This window comes from Streptomyces sp. SP17BM10, from assembly GCF_036322405.1.
GTDB lineage: Bacteria > Actinomycetota > Actinomycetes > Streptomycetales > Streptomycetaceae > Kitasatospora.
The window spans coordinates 61,723-83,291 of sequence record NZ_JAQYXB010000343.1; the positions used below are offsets into that span (position 1 = coordinate 61,723).

The window sequence follows — 21,569 nt, forward strand, 5'->3', positions numbered from 1 at the left end:
GCCCGGGGCTCCACGAGCCTCACAGGCCGCACAGGCCGCACGGAATCCCGAGCCACGGCCGGCTGCGTGCGGCAGCAGAGTGCGACGGCCCGCGGGCCCGGCACCGTGCGGCACCGGGCCCGGGCGGGGCCGCTCGTCTCAGGCGCTGACCGGACGGCCGGGCGCCGCTCCGGCAGCACCCGCGGCCGGGCCGGCGTCGCCGCAGACCACGAGCAGCACGGACGCGTGGCCGAGCGCCGCGGTGTAGGCCTCGGCGGCCCGGGCGGCCGGTCCGCCGTTGGCGACCAGGACGACCACCTCGCGGCGGGCCGGGCGGGTCAGCGCGGCGTCCGCGTAGAACACGTCACCGCCCTCGGCGAGTTGCGCCCAGTAGCGCTCCTCCCCGAAGGACAGCTCGTGCTGCTGCCACGGGTGCGCCCCGCCGACTGTCAGCACCAGGATCTCGCCCGGGCTGCGCCCGGCGTCGAGCAACTGGTCGACCACCTCGTCGGCGCGCTCCAGCGCCTCGGCCGGGGTGGCCGCGACCCGCCGGACCTCGATCTGCGGTGCGGCCGGGACGGGACGGCGCGGCGCGGGACCGGGCTTGGGCGCCGGGCGCGACTGCGGACCGGGCCGGCCGGCGCTCGGCGGTGCCGGGCGCGGCGGCGCGGGGCGCGGGCCGGGCACCGGGGCGGGCGCGGCGACGGTGGTGGGAGCGGTGGTGGGCGCGCCGCCGGTGGCAGGCGCGCGGAGGGCTTGTGCGTCCGACTCTCGGGGGAAGGGAACGCCGGGGCCCGGGAGGCTCTCGTGAATCTCCGGCTCCTCGGGGAAGACAGGCATACCCGGATATCTATCAAATGCCGGTCGAACGCGCACGGGCGCCCCACCCATTGGGCACCCGGACCTCGCCGGACCCACCCGGGGCAATTCCAGACGGACCGTCAGAAACCGAGCGTCAACTGTTCGTCGGCGGAGGCTTCGGCCGCCTCCAGGCCCGGCCGGATCCGCTTCAGGTGACGCCACCTCGGCAGGGCGTCCAAGTACGCCCAGGAGAGCCGGTGGTGTTCGGTGGGCCCGAACTCCTCCAGCGCGGCGCGGTGCACCGGGGACGGATACCCGGCGTTGTCGGCGAAGCCGTACGGGGAGTGCTGCTCGCCGAGTTCGGCCATCATCCCGTCGCGGTGGACCTTCGCGAGGACGGAGGCGGCGGAGACGCAGATGCAGGACTGGTCGCCCTTGATCACCGTGCGCACCCGCCACGGACCGCCGAGGTAGTCGTGCTTGCCGTCGAGGATCACCGCGTCGGGCTCGACCGGCAGCGCCTCCAGGGCGCGGACGGCGGCCAGGCGCAGGGCGGCGGTCATGCCGAGTTCGTCGCACTCCTGCGGCGAGGCGTGGCCGAGGGCGTACGCGGTGACCCAGTCGGCGAGGACCGGCGCGAGCGCGCGGCGGCGCAGCTCGGTGAGCAGCTTGGAGTCGGTGAGTCCCTCCGGCGGCCGGCGCAGTCCGGTGACGGCCGCGCCGACGGTGACCGGTCCGGCCCAGGCGCCGCGCCCGACCTCGTCCAGCCCGACCACGACCTTGGCGCCGGCCCGGCGGAGCGAGCGCTCGACGGAGTGCGTCGGCGGGACGATGGGCATCACAGGCTCCGTTCGGCTGGGCGGCCCGTTCAGCTGGGGCGGTTCCAGCCTAAGCCCGTCGCCGAGGTGCCCTGCGCCACGCCGGAGCGACCGCCTCGGGGACACCCGGCCCGGTGCACCTCAGGTGCTGATCATCGGCATCAGCACGTCGTCGACCAGGCGGACAGCGTAGTCGGGCGGGGTGTGCTCGCGCCCGCAGATCTTGACCTGGTAGAGCAGCATCGCCGGGGCGACGTCCGCGACCATCGGGGCGACGGCCGCGGGGCGGACCTCGCCGCGCTCCGCGCCGCGGCGGAGGATGGTGAGGATCGTCCCGGTGGTCGGCTCGACGACCCGCTGCACGATGAAGTCCTTGAACAGCTGCGCCTGCTCGTGGTCGAGCTCCCCCATCAGCGCCTGGAGGGCGCTGCCCTCGCGCGAGTTCATCGCGCCCGCGAACACCTCGATGAGCTGCAGGAGTTCGTCCCGGGTGGACCCGAGGTCGGGGACGCCGTTCGGCCGTGGGAGAGTGGAGTCCAGGGCGTCCACGACGAGTTCGACCTTGGAGGCCCAGCGCCGGTAGAGCGCGGCCTTGCCGGTCCGCGCCGCAGCGGCGACGCCCTCCATCGTCAGCCGCGCGAACCCGCCGGAGGTGAGCTGGTCGAGCGTGGCCGCGAAGATCGCGTCCTCCAGTTCCTTCCCGCGGCGCCGCACCGGCCGGGTGAGGACCTCGGCGGCCACCCGCACCCGGCACATGGCCGGCGGGCCGGACGCCGACCGCGCCGGCGCCGCCGCGCCCTCCGGGGCCGGGCCGGCCGACCGGTCCGCCACCTGGCGTCGCACCGAATGATCCATTGCCACCAACCTTAGGGAACGCTTGCGTTCACAAACTGGCCCAGGATATCGTCCAGCTTAGTGAACGATCCCGTTCCTTCCTAGCCTGCAGCACGGCGCAGGTTCTCCGCCGGGCCCACGGTCCGCAGCACATCACGCACATAGCCAGCCAGGGGGCACTTTCGTGGCTATTTCCGACACTCTCAGCAAGAACTCACCACCGCGCGGCGGACCGAGCCGGGGCAAGGGCATCACCCTGGCGGTCATCGCGGCGACGCAGCTCATGGTGGTGCTCGACGCGACCATCGTGAACATCGCGCTGCCGGGCATCAAGGACGCGCTCAACTTCTCGACCACCGACCTGTCGTGGGTCATCAACGCCTACACGCTGACCTTCGGCGGGCTGCTTCTGCTCGGCGGTCGCGCGGGTGACATCCTCGGCCGCCGCCGGGTGTTCATCTTCGGCACCCTGCTGTTCGGCCTGGCCTCGCTGCTGGGCGGGTTCGCCCAGGACGGCACCCTGCTGCTGGCCGCCCGCGCGCTCCAGGGCATCGGCGGTGCGATCTGTTCACCGACGGCCTTCGCGCTGATCGCCACCAACTTCGAGGAGGGGCCGGAACGCAACAAGGCGTTCGGCGTCTTCTCGGCGGTGGCGGGTTCGGGCGCCGCGATCGGCCTACTGGCCGGCGGTCTGCTCACCGAGTACCTGGACTGGCGCTGGGTCTTCTTCGTCAACGTGCCGATCGCGGTGCTGATCGCGATCGCCGCGCCGCGCTACATCGCCGAGTCCGAGCGCACCGACGGCCGTTTCGACCTGCCCGGCGCGTTCACCTCGACGCTGGGCCTGGTCGGCCTCGTCTACGGGTTCATCCGCGCCGCCAACCCGGACTACGGCTGGTCGGACGGCCTGACGATCGGTTCCTTCGCGGCCGGCGTGATCCTGCTCGGGGCGTTCTTCGTGATCGAGCGGCGGACGGCCCAGCCGATCACCCCGCTGCACCTGTTCGCCAACCGCAACCGCACCGGCGGCCTGGTGATGATGCTCTGCCTGGCCGCGGCCATGTTCGGCATCTTCTTCTACGTCGTCCTCTTCGTGCAGGGCCCGCTCGGCTACAGCCCGCTGAAGGCAGGCGTATCGTTCCTGCCGATCAGCGTGGCGATCATCATCGCCGCCCAGGTCGCGTCCAGCCTCCAGGCCACGTACGGCCCGAAGCCGTTCATGGCCGGCGGCGCGCTGCTGGTCACCATCGGCCTGACCTGGCTGACCCAGATGGGCAAGGACAGCGGCTACGTGGACGGGGTGCTCGGCCCCACGGTGATCTTCGGCTTCGGCATGGGCCTGATCTTCGTCCCGGTCATGCTGCTCTCCGTGGCGGGCGTCCCCGGCGAGGAGACCGGCGCCGCCTCCGGCCTGCTCAACTCGATGCAGCAGATCGGTGGTTCGCTCGGCCTGTCGATCCTGACCACGGTCTTCGCCCACTACGCGACGGCCGAGGCCAAGCTGCAGCTGCCGACGTTCATGCAGACGGCCACGCCCGAGCAACTGGGCTACCTCAAGGAGCACCAGGACTTCCCCCCGGGCACGGACGCGGCCAACTCCGTCCTCGCCCAGGGCATTTCGCACGGATTCATCGTGGGCGCCGCGCTCGCGGGGATCGCGCTGCTGGTCGCGGTCTTCGCGATCAAGGCCAAGGCGAGCGACCTGCCGTCGGACGCCTCCGGCGTCGCGATGCACTGAGGCCGCGCGCCTCGACCCGCGGGAACCGGCGGGCCGGCCGGGAGCAGCACGCTCCCGGCCGGCCCGTCGGTCGTTCCGCTCCTCATAAGTACGCCTCACACGTACACGCCACCAGTACGCGTCACCGGTACGCGTCACAAGTACGCGTCGATCCTCAGCCCCGCCTGCTCGCACGCGCTCCCCCCGCCGCGGCCGTCGTCCGCCACGGGCCGTGCGGCGAGGATCTCCCGGGCCCGCGCGGAGGAGAGGCTGGCGGCGTACCAGGGCTCGGCCCGGTTCTCCAGGTCGGTGCTGATCAGCTGCAGGGCGCACGTCCGCTTGGCGCCGGGCAGCCGGTCGAGCGCGGGGACGGCGTCCGGCGAGAGGTCGCGGACGTTGCGCAGGTCGATCCGGCCGGTCCGCTCGTAGCGGGCGACGTTCTGCTCGGCGACGATCGCGTCCGGCCCCATCAGCCCGTAGACCACCGCGGCGAGCGCACCGCTGAGCACGACGGCGCGCGGCAGCCAGCCCGCGGAGCGGGTGAGACCGGCGGCGATGAGCAGGGCGAAGACGCCGCCGAGCCAGATCTCCACCACCAGCACCCAGAGCCGGAGCCGGGTGAGGCCCGAGGCGTCGACGTAGAACCACATCCGCCCGAGCGCCGACGCGACGACGGTCAGGGCGAGCACGCACAGCAGCCCGAGCAGGATCCGCGCCAGGCGGCGGTCGGCGGGCGTGGCGCGCGGGGCCCAGCGCTTGGCGACGGCGACGACCACCAGCGTGAGCACCGTGATCACGGACAGCTGCCAGAAGCCCTGGCGCGCGTACTCGGAGCGGCTCATCCCGGTGTTCCGCAGGACGGCGTCGGCGCCGCCGAGCACCACCACGGCCTGGATGACCGCGAAGACGCCGAACATCAGGTCGAGCGCGACGAGCGGCAGCGCCCATTCCAGCCGCCCGCGGGCCCGGCCGGGCCGGACCACCGTGCGGTCCCAGCGGCGCGGGCCGGCGGCGATGTGCGCGAAGCCGAGCGCGGTGAGCAGCCCGACCGCGAACAGCACGGCGCGCACCGGGAGCCGGTCGAGGTCGATGCTGGGGCTGAGGCTGTCCAGGACGTCCGCCATGGCGGGGTCGGCCCCGGCGAACAGCCAGCCGAAGACGACGAGGAGGACGGCGGCGACCGCGATCGCCTTGAGCACCGGGACGATCCGGCCCCGGCTGCGCAGGCGGTGCCCGGCCAGGCCGTCGACGGCCCACAGGATTCCCGGCCCCAGCTGCCAGAGGATGCCCGGCAGCGCGAGCAGCACCCCCGGCCAGCGGCGGCCGCCGTGCAGCGCGAGCGAGGCCAGCGCCGGCGCGCCGACCACGGCGATCACCACCGGCCAGCCCGCCTCCCACCGGGCCGGGACGACGAGCAGGGCGAGCGCGAGCGCGCTCCAGGCGACCGTCCAGGGCCGGACCCGCCGGCCCGCCGCACGCGCGGCGAGCCCGGCGCCGACCGCCGCGGCGACCCCGCAGACCGTCAGCCCGACGCCGATGCCGTCACCCAGCAGCCAGGCCATAAGGAGACCGGTGAGCAGCGCAGCTACGAGCACCCTGGGCGTGGCGGCGGCCTTGCCGCCGGGGTCACTGGGGCGCAGCCACGAGAAGGTCTCCGGGGCGGGCGCACCGGCCCCCCAGGCAGGCCGGGCGGGCGGCGGATCGGCCGGGGCGGGGCTGGACGGCGCGGACATGAGTCCCCCTCAGTGGTCGGTGGGCAGGCGGGGACACCCCTCGGGGCGCCCCGCCCGCAGGCGCGCTCGGCGCTGCGACTGCTGCCGACTGTAGACCATTCTGAACAGGTTCAAAAGTTTGGTCTGAACGTGTTCAGATACCCCTGCCCGACCCCACCCGCCCCGGCGCCCCGCCTATCCCTTCACCGACCCCGCCAGCAGCCCGCGCACGAAGTACCGCTGGAGGCTGAAGAAGACGATCAGCGGGACGACGATCGACAGGAACGCCCCCGCCGTCAGCAGCTCCCAGCGCCCGCCGAACGACCCGGACAGCTGCGCCAGCCGCACCGTCATCGGCGCCACCTCCGGCGTGCCGCCCGCGAAGGTCAGCGCCACCAGCAGGTCGTTCCAGACCCACAGGAACTGGAAGATCGCGAACGAGGCCAGCGCCGGCGTGCACAGTGGCAGCACGATCGACCGGAAGATCTTGAAGTGCGAGGCGCCGTCCACGACCGCCGCCTCCATCAGGTCCCGCGGCAGCTGCGCGATGAAGTTGTGCAGCAGGAACACCGCCAGCGGCATCGCGAACATGGTGTGCGCCAGCCAGACCGGCGCGTAACTGCCCTTCAGGTCCACCGCCGGGATCAGCGTCAGCGAGCCCAGGTGCGCGCCGCCCGAGAACAGCCGCAGCAGCGGGATCAGCGCCATCTGGATCGGCACCACCTGGAGCGCGAACACCACGAAGAACACCACGTCGCTGCCCCGGAACCGCACCCACGCCAGCCCGTACGCCGCCATCGCCGCCAGCACCAGCGGGAAGACCGTCGCCGGGACGCTGATCGCCAGCGAGTTGACCAGGAACGGCATCAGGCCGGTCGAGACGCCGGAGCCGCCCTCGAACAGCACGGTGTGGTAGTTGCCGAGGCCGAGGTCCGGGTGCAGGAGGGCGTTCCACCAGCCGTCCGCCGTCACGTCCTGCTTGGGCCGCAACGACGTCACCAGCAGGCCCAGCGTCGGGATGGTCCACAGCACCGTCACCGCGATGACGAACACCGAGGCGAGCGGGCTGCTGAAGGCCTTGCGCACCGGGCCACGGGCGTCCCGCGCTCCCCAGCCGTTCATCGCACCCCACGCTCCTTCCGCAGCTGGACGATGTTGTAGGCCACCAGCGGCAGCACCGCGAGGAAGAGGATCACCGCGAGCGCGCTGCCCCGGCCGGTGTCGAACTGCACGAAGGACTGCGAGTACATCTCGTTCGCCAGCACCTGGGTGCCGAAGTTGCCGCCCGTCATGGTGCGGACGATGTCGAAGGCCTTCAGCGTCGTGATCATGACGGTGGTCAGCACGACCACCACCGTCGTGCGGATCATCGGCACGGTGACGTACCAGAACAGCCGCAGCCCGCCGGCACCGTCGAGCCGGGCCGCCTCGGTGATCTCGTCCGGGATCGCCTTGATCGCCGCCGACAGCACCACCATCGCGAAGCCCGTCTGGACCCAGACCATGACCACCATCAGCAGGAAGGTGTTCAGCGGCTGGTCGAGCATCCAGTTCGGCGGATCGTGCCAGCCCAGTGCGACGGCGAGCTGGCTGAGCAGGCCGATCTGCGACTGGCCGGGGCCGCGCGACTCGTAGACGAACTTGAAGATGATCGACGCGCCGACCAGCGAGATCGCCATCGGCATGAAGATCAGCGACTTGTAGACCGCCTGGCCGCGCATCCGGTCCACCAGCAGCGCCAGCACCAGGCCGAGTCCGGTCGCCGCCAGCGGCGCGATCACCAGCCACAGCGCGGTGTTGACCAGCACGTGCCGGACGGAGTCGGTGGTGAACGCCCAGCCGAAGTTCTCGCCGCCGACGAAGCGGGAGCTGTCGTCGTTGTAGAAGCTCAGGTAGACGGTGCGCAGCAGCGGCGCGACCAGGCCGACCAGGAGGAGCAGCACGGCCGGGCCGAGGAAGACCGCGACGGCCATCGGCCGGGCCAGGCGGCCCCGGGCCCGGCCCGCCGCAAGGAAGACCAGCAGCAGGATCCCGAGGAAGCCCGCGACCGCGCCGAACGTGTTGCCGAACTTGATCGCCGCGTCGCCCCATGCGCCGCCGGCGAGCGCGGCGGGCGGGGTCGGGGTGCCGGGTACGGACATCGCGGTGCGTCCCTCCTGGTGCCGGTGGGTTGGGGGGCGGGCGGTGCGGGTGGGTGGCCCCGCACCGCCCTCGGCGGGCGGTCCCGTGACGGCGCCGGCCACTGCGGCCGGGCGGCCCATGCGGCCGCTGCGACCGGGCGACGGCCACTGCGGCCAGGCGGCCCATGCGGCCACTGCGGCCGGGCGACGGCTACTGCGGCCAGGCGGCGTCGATGTCGCCCGCGACCTTCTGGATCGTCTGGCCCTCGGCGAACCACGAGGTCAGCGACTTCCACTCCTGCCCGGAGCCGATCGCGGCCGGCATCATGTCGGAGGCGTCGAAGCGGAAGGTCGCACCGGGGTCGGTCAGCGCGTCCGCCGACAGCCGGTCGACCGGGTCGGTGTACAGGCTCTTGTCGACGCCCTGGTTGGCCGAGACCCAGCCGGTGGCCGTCTTCACCCGGCTGCTCGCCCAGTCCGAACTGGACAGGTAGTTCTGCACCGCCTGCGCCTCGGGCCGGTTCGAGAACGCGGTCAGGAACTCGCCGCCGCCCTCGACCGGGCTGGGGACGGACGGGTCCACGGCGGGCAGGTGGAAGGCGAAGACGTCGCCGTCCGGGCCGATCTTCGTGTCCTTGGGCCACTGCGCCTTGTAGAAGGACGCCTGCTGGAGCAGGTAGCACTTGCCGCTCAGGATCGGCGTGCCCGCGTCCTGGAACGTCGTCGTGGCGATCGACTTCACGTCGCCGAAGCCGCCGTTGACCCAGGCCGGGTTCTGCATCCAGCCGGCGACCGTCCTCATGGCGTTGGTGATCTTCTCGTCGGAGAACTTCACCTGGTGGCTCACCCACTGGTCGTACACGTCACCGCCGTACGTGCCCAGCACCGCCTCCTCCAGCCAGTCGGTGGCCGGCCAGCCGGTGGCCGTGCCGGAGGCGATGCCGCCGCACCACGGCTTGCCGCCGCCCGCCTTGGCGATCCGGTCGCTGAGCGCCATCAGGTCGGCCCAGGTCTTGGGCACCTCGTAGCCGGCCGCCTTGAAGGCCTTCGGCGAGTACCAGACCAGCGACTTCATGTTGGCGCTCATCGGGGCGGCGTAGAACGTGCCGTTCACCGAGCCGTAGGTCCGCCAGACCGGGCTCCACTTGTCCTGGTTGGTGACCGTCTGGGCGGGCGGCTTCACCACCTTGCCGCTCTTCACCATCTGCGCCAGCAGTCCGGGCTGCGGGATGATCGCGAAGTCCGGGGCGTTGCCGCCGGCCACGCGGACCGGCAGTTGGGACTCGAAGTCGTTCGACCCCTCGTAACTGATCCTGATCCCCGTGCACTTGGAGAACTCCGCCCAGGACTTCTCCAGGTTATCCGACTCCGGGCTGAGGATCGAGGCGAACATCGTCACCGTGGTGCCCGAATGCCCGGCGTACGGCTGGTACTTGGCGCAGTCGCCGGACAGCGACTGCGCCGCTCCCCCGCCGTCGCCCGAACCGCCGGAGCTGTTCGAGCAGGCGGCGGTCAGCGCCAGCGCCGCGAGCAGCGCGGGCGCGGCGGCCAGACGGCGGCGGGGACTCTCGGACGGTGCGGTCGGGTTGAGGGTCAATGTGGTTCTCCTCGCCAGGGCGTGCTGCCGGCTGTGGACCGAACGACATTGCGCTGTACCGGAGATGGTCGGCTGATCGGATCGTCGGATGGGACGTGCGGGCCGATCCGACGACGGTAACCCAGCAGCCGGTCGCCGCCAAGGTCCGCGATCGACCTTCGTCGCACGGAGGCCCGGTCGTGACCCGACGGCAGGCCTCCCGCGCCCCGACACGCCGGCGGCCCCGACCCGACGAGGGGAGGGGGCCGCCGGACGGCCGTCCGTCAGAAGAGCCGGATCGGCAGCTCCAGAAGGCTGTTGACCACCAGCGACGGACTCGGCCGCAGCTCCCCGTCCGGCACCGCCAGCGACAGCCCCGGGAACCGCTCGAACAGCGCCGGCAGCGCCACCCCCGCCTCCAGGCGGGCCAGGGGCGACCCCGGGCAGACGTGCGGACCGTGACCGAAGGACAGGTGCCGGGAGCCGTCCCGGGTGACGTCGAACAGCTCCGCCGTGATGCCGTGCTGCGCCGGGTCCCGGCCGATGGCGTTGTACGAGATCAGCACCGGCTCGCCCGCCGGGATCACGGTGTCGCCCACCGGGATGTCCTCGGCCGCGAAGCGGAACAGGAAGTTGCTGGTCGGCGGCGTCCAGCGGAGCGACTCCTCCACCACCGCGTCCCACGACACCCTCCCCGACCGCACCAGCTCCAGCTGGTCCGGGTGGGCCAGCAGCGCCCGCACGGCGTTGCCGATCAGGTTCACCGTGGTCTCGTGGCCGGCCGCGATGATCACCCGAATCGTCGCCGCCGCCTCCGCGTCGGTCAGGGCGCCGCCCTCGGTGTCCGCCGCCAGCAGCACGCTCGCCAGGTCGTCGCCGGGGGCCGAACGGCGCTGTGCCACCAGGTCGTTGACGAAGGCGTTCAGCCCGGCGATGGTCGCCTGGATGCCCGCCGGGTCCGGCTTGATGCCGAAGAACCGCTCGTACAGGTCGCGCAGCACGCCGTGGTCCGACTCCGGCACGCCCAGCAGCGAGCAGATCACCGTCATCGGCAGCGGGAACGCGAACGCCGTCTTCAGGTCCACCTCCGGCCCGCCCGCGGCCAGCCCGTCCAGCAGCCGGTGCGTGATCTCCTCGACGCGCGGGCGCATCAGCTCCACCCGGCGCGGGGTGAACGCCTGCGCCACCAGCGCCCGCAGCCGGCGGTGCTCGGCGCCGTCCGTGGTCACCATGCTCGGGCCCGGCACCGCGAGGCCGATCAGCGGCCAGGTCCTCGGGACCTCCCCGCGCTGGAAGGCCGCCCAGTGCGCGGCGTCCTTCACCAGCCGGGAGTCGGTCAGCAGGTCGCGCGCCTCGGCGTGCCGGGTGACCGCCCAGGCGGCGACCCCGCCGGGCAGCTCGACCGGCACCGCCGGACCGGCGGCGCGCAGCAGGGCGCCCTCGGCGGCGTTGTCGCGGGCCAGCGGGTCGAGGACGAACGGGGCCGGGGCCGCGGACATCGGCAACTCTCCTTCGGGACTTGAGGACTTCAGGACTGCGGGACAGCGGGACTGCGGGACCGGGGAATCGCGGGACTTCGGGCAGGGGGCACCCGAAGACCGTGCGGTCAGGCCGCGTGCCCCGGGGTGAACGAGACCGGAAGCGCCACCAGCCCGCGCACCCACGCCGACGGCCGCCACACCAGCGCGTGCTCGGCCACCGCGAGCCGCAGGTCCGGCAGCCGGTCCAGCAGCACCTCGATCGCCGTCGTGGCGATCACCTCGGCCGCCTCCTGCGCGGGGAACGGGCAGCCGTGCTCGCCGTACGAGTAGCTCATGTGCGCCCGGTTGCCCTCGGCGGGCCGGCCGTCCGGTCGGCGCACCGACGGGTCGGAGTTCGCCCCGGCGAAGCCCAGCAGCAGCATGTCCCCCTCGGCGATCCGCTGACCCCCGAGGTGGGTGTCCCGCACGGCCCAGCGGCCGGCGAAGATCTGCGTCGGGGTGTCCTCCCAGAGCGCCTCGTTGAGGGCCTGGCTGATGCTGCGCCGGCCGCCCGCGAGCGAGGCCGCGAACCTCTCGTCGGTGAGCATCAGGCGCAGTGCGTTGGAGATCCAGTACGAGGACGGCTGGTGGCCGGCGATCAGCAGCACCCGCAGATCGCGCATCACCTCGTCCTCGGTCAGCCCGGCCGGGTGCTCCAGCATGCGCGAGGCGACGTCCGCGCCCGGGTGCTCGGCCTTCTCCCGCACCAGGGCGAGCATCAGCTCCAGCAGCCGCTGCGCGCCGGCCGGGGCGTCCGGGCCGCCGTCCAGCATGGTCAGCAGCGCCGCGATCAGCTCCGGCGCCTGCTCCTCGTCCAGGCCGAACACCCGGCACAGCACCAGCAGCGGCATCCGGTGCGCGTACTCGGCGACCAGGTCCGCCTCGCCGCGGCCCACGAAGTCGTCGATCAGCCGGTCGGCGATCTCCTCGGCGTGCTTGCGCAGCTCGTACGGGTCGATCGCCGACAGCGCGTCGGTGACCGCCCGGGAGCGGCGCACGTGCTCCTCGCCCTCGGCGTAGAGGATCGACGGCACGGGCGCCATCATCGGCTTCAGCGGCCAGTCGGCCGGCAGGGTGTCCCAGGCGTGCCAGCGGCTGGAGTCGCGGCCGAACAACTGGGGCTGCCCGGTCACCAGTTGGAGCTCGCGGTAGCCGATGACCAGCCACGCGGGGACGCCGCCGGCCAGCTCGACCGGGGCCACCGGCCCGTGCTGGGCGCGCAGCTCGCGGTAGAGCTGGGCCGGGTCGGTCTGGAAGCGCGGCCCGTACAGCGGCGTGGCGCCGGCGTGCGCGGGGCAGCCCGGGGGCGGGGTGACGGCGGGCTCGGTCACGGGGTGCTCTCCTCGTACTGTTGCGCGGGGGATTCGGCGAGGTGGGACGCGGCCGACGGCACGGGGAGTCCGGCCTCGGCCTCCACCAGCGCGGCCAGGTGGCCGACCAGCTCGATCAGCACCCGCTTGCCGGACTCCCGGTCCCGGGCGTCGCAGTCCACCAGCGGCACCTCCGGCGGCAGGTCGAGGGCCTCGCGGACCTGCTCCAGGGTGTGGGTCGGCTCGCCGAAGTTGTTGCGGGCCACGATGAAGGGGGTGCCGTGGTGCTCCAGCCGGTCGATGGCGTACCAGGACTCCTCCAGGCGCCGGGTGTCCACCAGGACGACCGCGCCGAGCGCGCCGCTGAACAGGCGGTCCCACAGGAACCAGAAGCGTTCCTGCCCCGGCGCGCCGAACAGGTAGAGCACCTGGCTCTCGGAGAGCGTGATCCGGCCGAAGTCGAAGGCGACCGTCGTGGAGCGCTTGCCCCACGTGCCGGCCGGGTCGATGCCCTCGCCCGCCCGCGTCATGACCTCCTCGGTGTTCAGCGGACGGATCTCGCTGACCGAGCCGACCAGCGTCGTCTTGCCGACGCCGAAGCCGCCGACCACGACGATCTTCAGCGCGTTGTCGGCGGTCGCCCGCAGGGGGGTGCGGCCGGTGTCCGGGGCCGTACGGGCGGGAGCCGCAACCGCCGTCGCGGGGGCCGCCGGCGCGGCGGGGTCAGAGCCGTTGGAGGCCATGCAGCACCTGCTTCAGCGTGTCGAGATCGGGCAGCCGGGCCTTGTTCGGCGCGAACCGGGGATGCCGGGCGGTGACGGCCCCGGACTCCAGCAGGTCGCCGAGCAGGATCTTCACCACCGAGACCGGCAGCGCCAGCTCCGCCGCGACCTCCACGACGGCGGTCGGGGCCTCGCACATCCGCAGGATGCGCGCGTGCTCCGACTGCATGCCCGGCGCCGGCTCCCGCTCGGCGACGATCAGGGTGACCAGGTCGAAGGCGTTCTCCGGGGAGCGGCTGCGGCCCCGGGTGATCGTGTAGAGGCGGTCCGGGTCGTCGTCCCGGCCCGGCAGGACCGGCCCGGCGTTCATGCCCGGGCGCTCTCGTGCGTCCCGGTCTCCTCCACCGACCTGGCCGGCGCGCTCAGGTGAACGCCGATCTGCTCGATCAGGCCGTGCATGTTGTGACCCACCACGCCCACGTCCGCCTCGTCGTCCGTGACGACGGCCAGGTGCGCGCCCTCGCCGGCAGCGACGATGCACAGGATGCCGCCGTGGAACTCGGTCATCGACTGCCGGACCCCGCCGGTGCCGTCGCCGAACTCGATCGAGGCGCCGTGCGCCAGGCTCTGCAGGCCGGAGGCGATCGCGGCCAGCTGGTCGGCCCGGTCGGCGTCGAGGCCGGAGGTGTGGCAGAGCTTGAGGCCGTCGGCGGAGAGCACCAGGGCGTGCCGGGCGCCGGGGGTGACGCTCAGCAGGTTTTCCAACAGCCAGTCGAGGTCACGGTCGGTCGCGCTGCTCATCAGGAGTCCTTCTCGGTGACGGGGGAAGCGTCGGGCGTGGTGTCGGTGTCCGTGGTCGGGGCGTCCGGGGCCGGGGCGGCCGTGGTCAGGGCTTCCGGGGCCGCGGCGTCCTCCGCGGCGCGCTGGGCGGCCCGGCGGAAGGCGCCGAACCGGGCGGCGGCCGTCGAGGCGTCCGCACGGAGGGGCTTCGCGGACGGGGTCGCCGCCGCCGGGGCGGTGGCGGCGAGGGTCTGGCCGCGTCGGCGCTGCGGAAGGCCGCTGTCGGTGATCGGGGTGGGCGCGGACGGCAGCGGGGCCGGGGCGGCCGGCGCGGGGACCGCCGGGGCCAGGACGGCCGGCACGGCGGCCGCGGACGGCAGCGGGGCGGGCGCCGGGCGCGCGGGGGTGAGCGCGGGGCGCACCGGTTCCGCGACGGGCGGCTGGACCGGGGCGGGCGCCGGAGTGTCGTGCGTGAGCAGCTGCTGCGGGACCAGCATCACCACGCCCGTGCCGCCGCGCGCCGACGGCCGGAACGAGATCTGCAGGCCGTGCTTGCGCGCCAGTACGCCGACGACCGCGAGACCGAGCCGGGTACCGGCGGAGAGCGTGGCGAGGTCCAACGGCTCGGCGGAGACGGCCCGTTCGGCCCGGCGCAGCCAGCTGTCGCTCAGGCCGAGGCCGCTGTCCTCGACGGTGATCGCCAGCCCGGCCGGCACCTCCTCCACGTAGACGTGCACCTCGGCCGGCGGGGCCGAGAAGTTGGTGGCGTTGTCGAGGAGTTCGGCCAGCGCGTGCATCACGCCCTCCGCCGCGTACCCGGCGACGGCCGCGGTGCTGGCGTTGTGCAGCCGCACCCGCTGGTAGGCGCCGATCCGGCCGAGCGCGCCGCGCAGCACCGACTCCACCGCGATCGGCTTGGCCCAGCGGCGGCCCGAGCGGGCGCCGGTGAGCACCGCGATGCTGTCGGCCATGCGGCCGGCCTGGGCGGTCGAGTGGTCCAGCCGCAGGAGGTCGCCGAGGACCTCCTCGTCGTGCCGGTGCTGCATCTCGCGGAGTTCCGCGTGCATGCTCGTGGCCAGCGCCTGGACGCGCCCGGCGGCCGTCGCGCACACCGCGAGCGCGGCGGCCCGCAGCCGCTCGCCGCGGCCGACCTCCTCCGCGACGGCGCGCAGCAGCGCGTGCTGGGGGTGCGCACGGTGGGCGGTCAGCGCGCTGTCGACGGACGCGCCGCCACGGAGCTTCTTCACGATCTCGGGCAGGACGCCGTCGGCGAGCCGGTCCAGGTCCGCGCGCTCGGCCTCGGCCGCCGCCCGGACCTCCTCGGTCCGCGCCCGCTCCTCGTCGAGCTCTGCGCCCAGCCGGGCCAGCTCGGCGTGCGCGGCGACGACGTCCGCCTCGGCCCGGGCCCGCTCGGCCCGGGCGGCGTCCCGCTCGGCGCGGGCGCAGACGGCGTCGTCGTGCGCGGCTGTCTCGGCCTGCCGGGCGGAGCCCGCGAGGACGAACGCGGCGGTGGTCTCCTGGTGCTGGGCGGCGAGGTCCTCGGCCAGCCGCCGGGACCGCTCGGTCCCGCTCGCGGCCAGGCCGACGGCGATCAGCCACAGGACGCTGACGGCCCCGACGGCGAGCGCGGTCAGCGGCTGGTGGGCGCCCAGCGCCCGGCCGATCCCGACCGGCCCGGCGACCAGGGCGAGCAGGACGGCCGCGGCGGTCAGCACGACGGTCCGCGGCGCGGGCGGTCGGCGCGGGCCGCCGTCGGAGCTGGTGGCTTCTCTCATCAGTGCGGTCCTCGACAACGGCGGCGGCTCGGGCGGCGGGTCGGCGACACTGGTGACGCCGAGGGTGGTTCGAGCGCATACGAGGCCGCCCGGCGGCGTCGCGGAACGTGTCCGGGCGGCTGATCGATTCACGCTTTCGGCCGATCATATCGATTCAGACATTGCCCTTAAGCAGCCAGTTGACGGTCAATCTCGTTCATTCACGTCGCCTACACCGATTCACGACGTTCAACGGATGCTCACAGTCCGCCATCTGACCACCCCAGTGCCCGCCCCAGGGCGGCCGCCTCCTCGTACGCGCGGGCGCACCCGTCGACTCCGGTTGACATCACCGGCGGCCGAAGCGCTCCGCCAGGGTCTCCTCGAAGGTGCCCCGACCCACCGCCCGCTCCGGCGTGAGGTTGCCGCCGGCCCGCAGCTCGCGGACGGCCGCTCCCGGAAGGCTCAGGGGCAGCAGCAGCCGACGGCGCCCGGTGGCCCGCAGGTAGGCCTCGGCCAGGTCCCGGTACGTCCGCACCTGCGGGCCGCCGACCTCCGGCGCGTAGCCGGACGGCCCCTCCCCCACCAGGGCCACCACGTGCTCGGCGACCTCCCGGACGTCCACGGGCTGGAACCGCGTCCCGGTGAGCACCGGGAACACCGGGAGCTTCGCCGAGCTGCCGAAGAACCTCAGCAGCAGGTCGTGGAACTGCGTCGCCCGCAGCACCGACCAGCCAAGCCGGGACTCCCGGATGACCTGCTCGCACGCGTACTTCGTCTTGTAGTAGGGAATCGGCACCCGGTCGACGCCGACGATCGACACGTACACGAGGTGCCGCACCCCGGCCCGCTCGGCCGCCGCGACCAGGTGCCGCACGGCGTCCAGGTCCTTCTTCCCCTGCGAGGTCGCGCAGTCGATCACCGTCTCCACCCCGGCCACCGCCGCCGTGACCCCGTCCCCCGTCACCAGGTCGCCGGCCACCCACTCGACCCCGTCCGCCCCGCCGCCCCGGACCCGCCGGCTCAACCCGCGCACCGCCACCCCCCGCGCGACCAGCAGCCGCACCACCTCCCGCCCCAACGTCCCCGTAGCCCCGGTCACCAGCACCGTCATGACTCACCCGCTCCTCTCCGAAGACCCTTCACCCCCTACCGACAGCCCACCGCCCCCATCCGTGACATCGGCACGCCGGCGAACGCGGAGAGAACGCGAAGAAGAACGCGAAGAAGCGGGGCGAGGACCGTGAAGTCCTCGCCCCGCTTCAGTGGCTCACCTCACGCGAGGTGACACCGGGGTCGTCAGCTGCAGCCGCTGGTGGAGCCGCAGCCCTCGCAGAGGTAGCAGCTGCCGGCGCGCCGCATCTTGGTGCCGCAGGAGAAGCACAGCGGGGCGTCGGCGTTGAGGCCGAGCTGGATCTCCATCAGCTCCGTGGAGTTGTGGGCCTGCTTCGCCGGGGCCTTGGGCGCCGGCGCGGCCGGGGCCGGGGCCGGGGCGGGCTTGGCGGGCACCGGGGCCACCGGGGCGGACTGGGCGAGGGTCTCGGTGTCGAGCTCCTCGGCCTCCAGCGGCTCGTAGGAGCCCGTCTCCAGGTGGCGCTGGCGCTCCTCGACGGAGTGGATGCCGAGCGCCGAGCGGGTCTCGAACGGCAGGAAGTCCAGCGCCAGGCGGCGGAAGATGTAGTCGACGATCGACTGCGCCATCCGCACGTCCGGGTCGTCGGTCAGACCGGCCGGCTCGAAGCGCATGTTGGTGAACTTCGAGACGTAGGTCTCCAGCGGCACGCCGTACTGCAGGCCGACCGAGACGGCGATGGAGAAGGCGTCCATCATGCCCGCGAGGGTCGAGCCCTGCTTGGACATCTTCAGGAAGACCTCGCCGAGGCCGTCGTCCGGGTAGGAGTTGGCCGTCATGTAGCCCTCGGCACCGCCGACCGTGAAGGAGGTGGTGATGCCCGGGCGGCCCTTGGGCAGGCGCTTGCGGACCGGGCGGTACTCGACGACCTTCTCGACCGCGGCGGGGGCCTCGGCCTCCGCGGCCTTGGACTCGGAGGCCTTCTTCTTGGCCGAGAGCGGCTGGCCGACCTTCGAGTTCTCGCGGTAGATCGCGAGCGCCTTGACGCCCATCTTCCACGCCTCGAAGTAGATCTCCTCGACGTCCTCGACGGTCGCGGCGGCCGGCATGTTCACGGTCTTGGAGATGGCACCGGAGATCCACGGCTGGATCGCGGCCATCATCCGCACGTGCCCCATCGGCGAGATGGAGCGCTCGCCCATCGCGCAGTCGAACACCTCGTAGTGCTCGGTCTTGAGGCCCGGCGCGTCGACGACGTTGCCGTGCTCGCCGATGTGGGCGACGACCGCCTCGATCTGCTCGTCCTGGTAACCCAGGCGCTTGAGGGCGCGCGGGACGGTGCCGTTGACGATCTGCATCGAGCCGCCGCCGACGAGCTTCTTGAACTTGACCAGGGCGAGGTCGGGCTCGACGCCGGTGGTGTCGCAGTCCATCATCAGGCCGATGGTGCCGGTCGGGGCGAGGACCGAGGCCTGGGCGTTGCGGAAACCGTTCTGCGCACCGAGGCGCAGCACGTCCTGCCAGGCCTTGTTGGCCGCGAGCCAGACCGGCGCGTCCAGGTCGTCGAGGGAGACGGCGTCCAGCGAGGCGTCCGCGTGCTGCTTCATGACCCGCTGGTGCGGCTCGGCGTTGCGGGCGTAGCCGTCGTACGGGCCGACGACGCCGGCGAGTTCGGCGCCGCGGCGGTAGGCGGTGCCGGTCATCAGGGAGGTGATGGCGCCGGCCAGGGCGCGGCCGCCCTCGCTGTCGTAGGCGTGGCCGGTGGCCATCAGCAGGGCGCCGAGGTTGGCGTAGCCGATGCCGAGCTGGCGGTAGGCGCGGGTGGTCTCCCCGATCTTCTCGGTCGGGAAGTCGGCGAAGCAGATGGAGATGTCCATCGCGGTGATGACGAGTTCGACGACCTTGGCGAAGCGCTCGGCGTCGAACGTGTCGTCGTCGCGCAGGAACTTCATCAGGTTGAGCGAGGCGAGGTTGCAGCTGGAGTTGTCCAGGTGCATGTACTCGGAGCAGGGGTTGGAGGCGTTGATGCGGCCGGACTCCGGGCAGGTGTGCCAGTGGTTGATGACGGAGTCGTACTGGATCCCGGGGTCGGCGCAGGCCCAGGCGGCCTCGGCCATCTTGCGGAACAGCTTCTTGGCGTCGACGGTCTCGATGACCTCGCCGGTGAGGCGGGCGCGCAGGCCGAATTCGGTGCCGTTCTCGACGGCGGTCATGAATTCGTCGGAGACGCGGACCGAGTTGTTGGCGTTCTGGTACTGGACGGAGGCGATGTCGTCGCCGCCGAGGTCCATGTCGAAGCCCGCGTCGCGCAGCGCACGGATCTTCTCCTCCTCCTTCACCTTGGTCTCGATGAAGGCCTCGACGTCCGGGTGGTCGACGTCGAGCACGACCATCTTGGCGGCCCGGCGGGTGGCGCCGCCGGACTTGATGGTGCCGGCGGAGGCGTCGGCGCCGCGCATGAAGGAGACCGGGCCGGAGGCGTTGCCGCCGGAGGTGAGGAGTTCCTTGGAGGAGCGGATGCGGGAGAGGTTGAGGCCGGCGCCGGAGCCGCCCTTGAAGATCATGCCCTCTTCCTTGTACCAGTCGAGGATCGACTCCATGGAGTCGTCGACGGCCAGGATGAAGCAGGCGCTGACCTGCTGGGGCTGCTTGGTGCCGACGTTGAACCAGACCGGCGAGTTGAAGCTGAACACCTGGTGGAGGAGGGCGTGGGTCAGCTCGTGCTCGAAGACCTCGGCGTCGCCCTCGGAGGCGAAGTAGCCGTGCTTCTCGCCGGCGGCGCGGTAGGTGAGCACCACGCGGTCGATGATCTGCTTGAGGCTCCACTCGCGCTGCGGGGTGCCGACGGCGCCGCGGAAGTACTTGGACGTGACGATGTTGACCGCGTTGACCGACCAGAAGTCGGGGAACTCGACGCCGCGCTGCTCGAAGTTGACCGACCCGTCGCGCCAGTTGGTCATGACGACGTCGCGCCGCTCCCAGCGGACCGCGTCATAGGGGTGGACGCCAGGGGTGGTGTGGATGCGCTCCATCCGCAGCCCGCCCTTGGGGGCCTTGCCGGCCCCCTTCGCCGCGGCCTTGTCGGACTTCGACCCGCGTGCGGAACCGCTCGTGGTGTCTGTCACTTCTCGCTCCTCCTCCTGGGCAAACGCCCGACTCCTGGGCAAACGCCCGTGGTGCCCCGAAAAGTCCGGACACCGCTGGTTCGTTCTTCCGGTGTGCGGGCAGGCGAGAGCCTCGCCCGCTTGCGCACGGTTTGTGGTGTTCTGTGCCCGGATTCCGGGCACGCGTGGGCCCCGGAGGGCCGTCGTGGCACGGTTCGGGCCCCGCGGGGCCCGGTCGGGGCGCCTCCTAGGGCGCGGCGGCGGCGACGGGCACGCAGGTGCCGTCCGCCTCGGCGGGCCGTCCGGCGCGGATCTCCGCGATGGCGGCCTCGAAGTCTTCCAGTCCGTCGTACGCCTGGTACACGCTGGCGAAGCGCAGGTAGGCGACCACGTCGAGTTCCTTGAGCGGGCCGAGTATGGCCAGCCCGACGTCGTGGGTGGTCAGCTCGGCGTTGCCGGTGGCGCGCACGCACTCCTCGACCCGCTGGCCGAGCAGCGCGAGGGCGTCCTCGGTGACCGGGCGGCCCTGGCAGGCCTTGCGGACGCCGGAGATGACCTTCTCCCGGGAGAACGGCTCGGTGACCCCACTGCGCTTGATGACCATCAGCGCGGCCGTCTCCACCGTGGTGAAGCGGCGGCCGCAGTCCGGGCACTGCCGGCGGCGGCGGATCGAGCTGCCGTCCTCGGTGGTCCGGCTGTCGACGACGCGGCTGTCGGAGTGCCGGCAGAAGGGGCAGTGCACCTGAAGGATCCCTCCCTGGCAGGACGTGCGGACTGGGTCGAGTCTATGCGATGCGCCCCGGGCCTCGGCAAGCTGATCATGCGCCGCGACCACTACCACTGGGCACGGAGAGGACTGTAGCCACTAGATGTAGGCCTCAGGGGGAAGCGGCACCCCTGGCGTGTCGGCGCCGATTAGACTGCGGAAGTCGAGTTCTGGTCGAACATTCGATCGATGTACAACAAAGCCTTGATCGAGTCAGCCAACTCTCGAATAATTCACTCGAACGTGTGTTTGGCGCAACCTTTCGATACGAGGTGCGTTGGGCTGGAAAAGGGGAGAGGACAGCCGTCGAGAGGGGCCGCCGTGAACACCATCGAAAGCAACACCATCCCGGTGCAGGAACACTCCCAGTTCAAGGTGGGGCAGCGCACCACGAATCAGCAGAGTGTGGACGTCAGCATGGACCGTAGCGAAGACCACCGCCTCTCCGGCCCGGCCGTTTCCAGCGCGAGCCGCGTCCCCGACCAGCCGATCGAACACTCCCCCGTCCTGGACGACGCCCACCCCGCACCCCCACGGGCGATGCCCGGCCGCCCCCCCGGCATCCGCACCGACGAGGCCGGGCTCACCGAGCGCCAGCGCCGCGTCATCGAGGTCATCCGGGACTCCGTCCAGCGCCGGGGCTACCCGCCGTCCATGCGCGAGATCGGCCAGGCCGTCGGCCTGTCCAGCACCTCCTCGGTCGCCCACCAGCTGATGGCCCTGGAGCGCAAGGGCTTCCTCCGTCGGGACCCGCACCGCCCGCGCGCCTACGAGGTCCGCGGCGTCGAGGTGGCCCGCCCGAACACGGCCGAGACGGCCGGTCGGCCGTCCACCTCGTACGTCCCGCTGGTCGGCCGGATCGCCGCCGGCGGTCCGATCCTGGCCGAGCAGACGGTCGAGGACGTCTTCCCGCTGCCGCGCCAGTTGGTCGGCGAGGGCGAGCTGTTCGCGCTCACCGTGCGCGGCGACTCGATGATCGAGGCC

18 protein-coding genes are annotated in these 21,569 nt (G+C 72.7%); 2 read left to right on the forward strand and 16 right to left on the reverse strand.

The window, feature by feature from the left end:
• Positions 1 to 138 precede the first annotated feature (138 nt).
• From PUR71_RS02630 to PUR71_RS02640, 3 genes are all read right to left on the reverse strand, one after another.
• The gene (locus PUR71_RS02630; RefSeq protein ID WP_329924656.1) at positions 139 to 819 is read right to left on the reverse strand and encodes a hypothetical protein; all 681 of its coding nucleotides are present in this window, start codon (positions 817 to 819) and stop codon (positions 139 to 141) included.
• A 101-nt stretch (positions 820 to 920) separates the two neighbouring features.
• The gene (locus PUR71_RS02635; protein WP_329924657.1) at positions 921 to 1,619 is read right to left on the reverse strand and encodes a ribonuclease HII; all 699 of its coding nucleotides are present in this window, start codon (positions 1,617 to 1,619) and stop codon (positions 921 to 923) included.
• Positions 1,620 to 1,739: 120 nt separating this feature from the next.
• Positions 1,740 to 2,441 (reverse strand): TetR-like C-terminal domain-containing protein, encoded by a 702-nt coding sequence (locus PUR71_RS02640; protein WP_329924658.1) that lies wholly within the window; start codon positions 2,439 to 2,441, stop codon positions 1,740 to 1,742.
• A gap of 181 nt (positions 2,442 to 2,622) precedes the next feature.
• Between PUR71_RS02640 and PUR71_RS02645 the strand changes: the two genes are divergently transcribed.
• Positions 2,623 to 4,170 carry an MFS transporter gene (locus PUR71_RS02645; protein ID WP_329924677.1) on the forward strand — a complete coding sequence of 516 codons (1,548 nt, stop codon included), beginning with the start codon at positions 2,623 to 2,625 and terminating at the stop codon, positions 4,168 to 4,170.
• Between the two features lie 134 nt (positions 4,171 to 4,304).
• On the opposite strand, the gene PUR71_RS02650 is transcribed toward PUR71_RS02645, so the two are convergent.
• From PUR71_RS02650 to nrdR, 13 genes are all read right to left on the reverse strand, one after another.
• Positions 4,305 to 5,882 carry a DUF4153 domain-containing protein gene (locus PUR71_RS02650; protein WP_329924659.1) on the reverse strand — a complete coding sequence of 526 codons (1,578 nt, stop codon included), beginning with the start codon at positions 5,880 to 5,882 and terminating at the stop codon, positions 4,305 to 4,307.
• A gap of 174 nt (positions 5,883 to 6,056) precedes the next feature.
• The gene (locus PUR71_RS02655; protein ID WP_329924660.1) at positions 6,057 to 6,983 is read right to left on the reverse strand and encodes a carbohydrate ABC transporter permease; all 927 of its coding nucleotides are present in this window, start codon (positions 6,981 to 6,983) and stop codon (positions 6,057 to 6,059) included.
• Positions 6,980 to 8,002, reverse strand: a complete 1,023-nt coding sequence (locus tag PUR71_RS02660) for a carbohydrate ABC transporter permease (protein ID WP_329924661.1) — start codon at positions 8,000 to 8,002, stop codon at positions 6,980 to 6,982. The genes PUR71_RS02655 and PUR71_RS02660 overlap by 4 nt, the downstream gene beginning before the upstream one ends.
• A gap of 190 nt (positions 8,003 to 8,192) precedes the next feature.
• Entirely contained in the window at positions 8,193 to 9,578 is a 1,386-nt protein-coding gene (locus PUR71_RS02665) for an ABC transporter substrate-binding protein (RefSeq protein ID WP_329924662.1), read from the reverse strand.
• 263 nt (positions 9,579 to 9,841) lie between these two features.
• Positions 9,842 to 11,056, reverse strand: coding sequence for a cytochrome P450 family protein (locus PUR71_RS02670; RefSeq protein WP_329924663.1), 1,215 nt, complete (start codon positions 11,054 to 11,056; stop codon positions 9,842 to 9,844).
• A gap of 107 nt (positions 11,057 to 11,163) precedes the next feature.
• Complete coding sequence (locus tag PUR71_RS02675) at positions 11,164 to 12,408, reverse strand: cytochrome P450 (protein WP_329924664.1); 1,245 nt, start codon at positions 12,406 to 12,408, stop codon at positions 11,164 to 11,166.
• On the reverse strand, positions 12,405 to 13,130 hold the full coding sequence (locus tag PUR71_RS02680) for a GTP-binding protein (protein WP_329924665.1): 726 nt from the start codon (positions 13,128 to 13,130) through the stop codon (positions 12,405 to 12,407). Before PUR71_RS02680 ends, PUR71_RS02675 begins: the two co-directional genes overlap by 4 nt.
• Positions 13,111 to 13,479 carry a DUF742 domain-containing protein gene (locus PUR71_RS02685; RefSeq protein ID WP_329924666.1) on the reverse strand — a complete coding sequence of 123 codons (369 nt, stop codon included), beginning with the start codon at positions 13,477 to 13,479 and terminating at the stop codon, positions 13,111 to 13,113. The genes PUR71_RS02680 and PUR71_RS02685 overlap by 20 nt, the downstream gene beginning before the upstream one ends.
• Positions 13,476 to 13,910: a roadblock/LC7 domain-containing protein gene (locus tag PUR71_RS02690; protein ID WP_329924667.1), complete on the reverse strand. Its 435-nt coding sequence runs from the start codon at positions 13,908 to 13,910 to the stop codon at positions 13,476 to 13,478. Before PUR71_RS02690 ends, PUR71_RS02685 begins: the two co-directional genes overlap by 4 nt.
• Positions 13,910 to 15,664: a sensor histidine kinase gene (locus PUR71_RS02695; protein WP_329924668.1), complete on the reverse strand. Its 1,755-nt coding sequence runs from the start codon at positions 15,662 to 15,664 to the stop codon at positions 13,910 to 13,912. The genes PUR71_RS02690 and PUR71_RS02695 overlap by 1 nt, the downstream gene beginning before the upstream one ends.
• Positions 15,665 to 15,992: 328 nt before the next feature.
• Positions 15,993 to 16,757 carry an SDR family oxidoreductase gene (locus tag PUR71_RS02700; RefSeq protein WP_329924669.1) on the reverse strand — a complete coding sequence of 255 codons (765 nt, stop codon included), beginning with the start codon at positions 16,755 to 16,757 and terminating at the stop codon, positions 15,993 to 15,995.
• A gap of 185 nt (positions 16,758 to 16,942) precedes the next feature.
• Complete coding sequence (locus PUR71_RS02705) at positions 16,943 to 19,840, reverse strand: vitamin B12-dependent ribonucleotide reductase (protein WP_329924670.1); 2,898 nt, start codon at positions 19,838 to 19,840, stop codon at positions 16,943 to 16,945.
• A gap of 226 nt (positions 19,841 to 20,066) precedes the next feature.
• Positions 20,067 to 20,561: a transcriptional regulator NrdR gene (gene nrdR, locus PUR71_RS02710; RefSeq protein WP_329924671.1), complete on the reverse strand. Its 495-nt coding sequence runs from the start codon at positions 20,559 to 20,561 to the stop codon at positions 20,067 to 20,069.
• A gap of 345 nt (positions 20,562 to 20,906) precedes the next feature.
• On the opposite strand from nrdR, the gene lexA reads away from it, so the two are divergent.
• Positions 20,907 to 21,569: transcriptional repressor LexA (lexA, locus tag PUR71_RS02715; protein WP_329924672.1), on the forward strand; the 663-nt coding region annotated here is incomplete at its 3' end.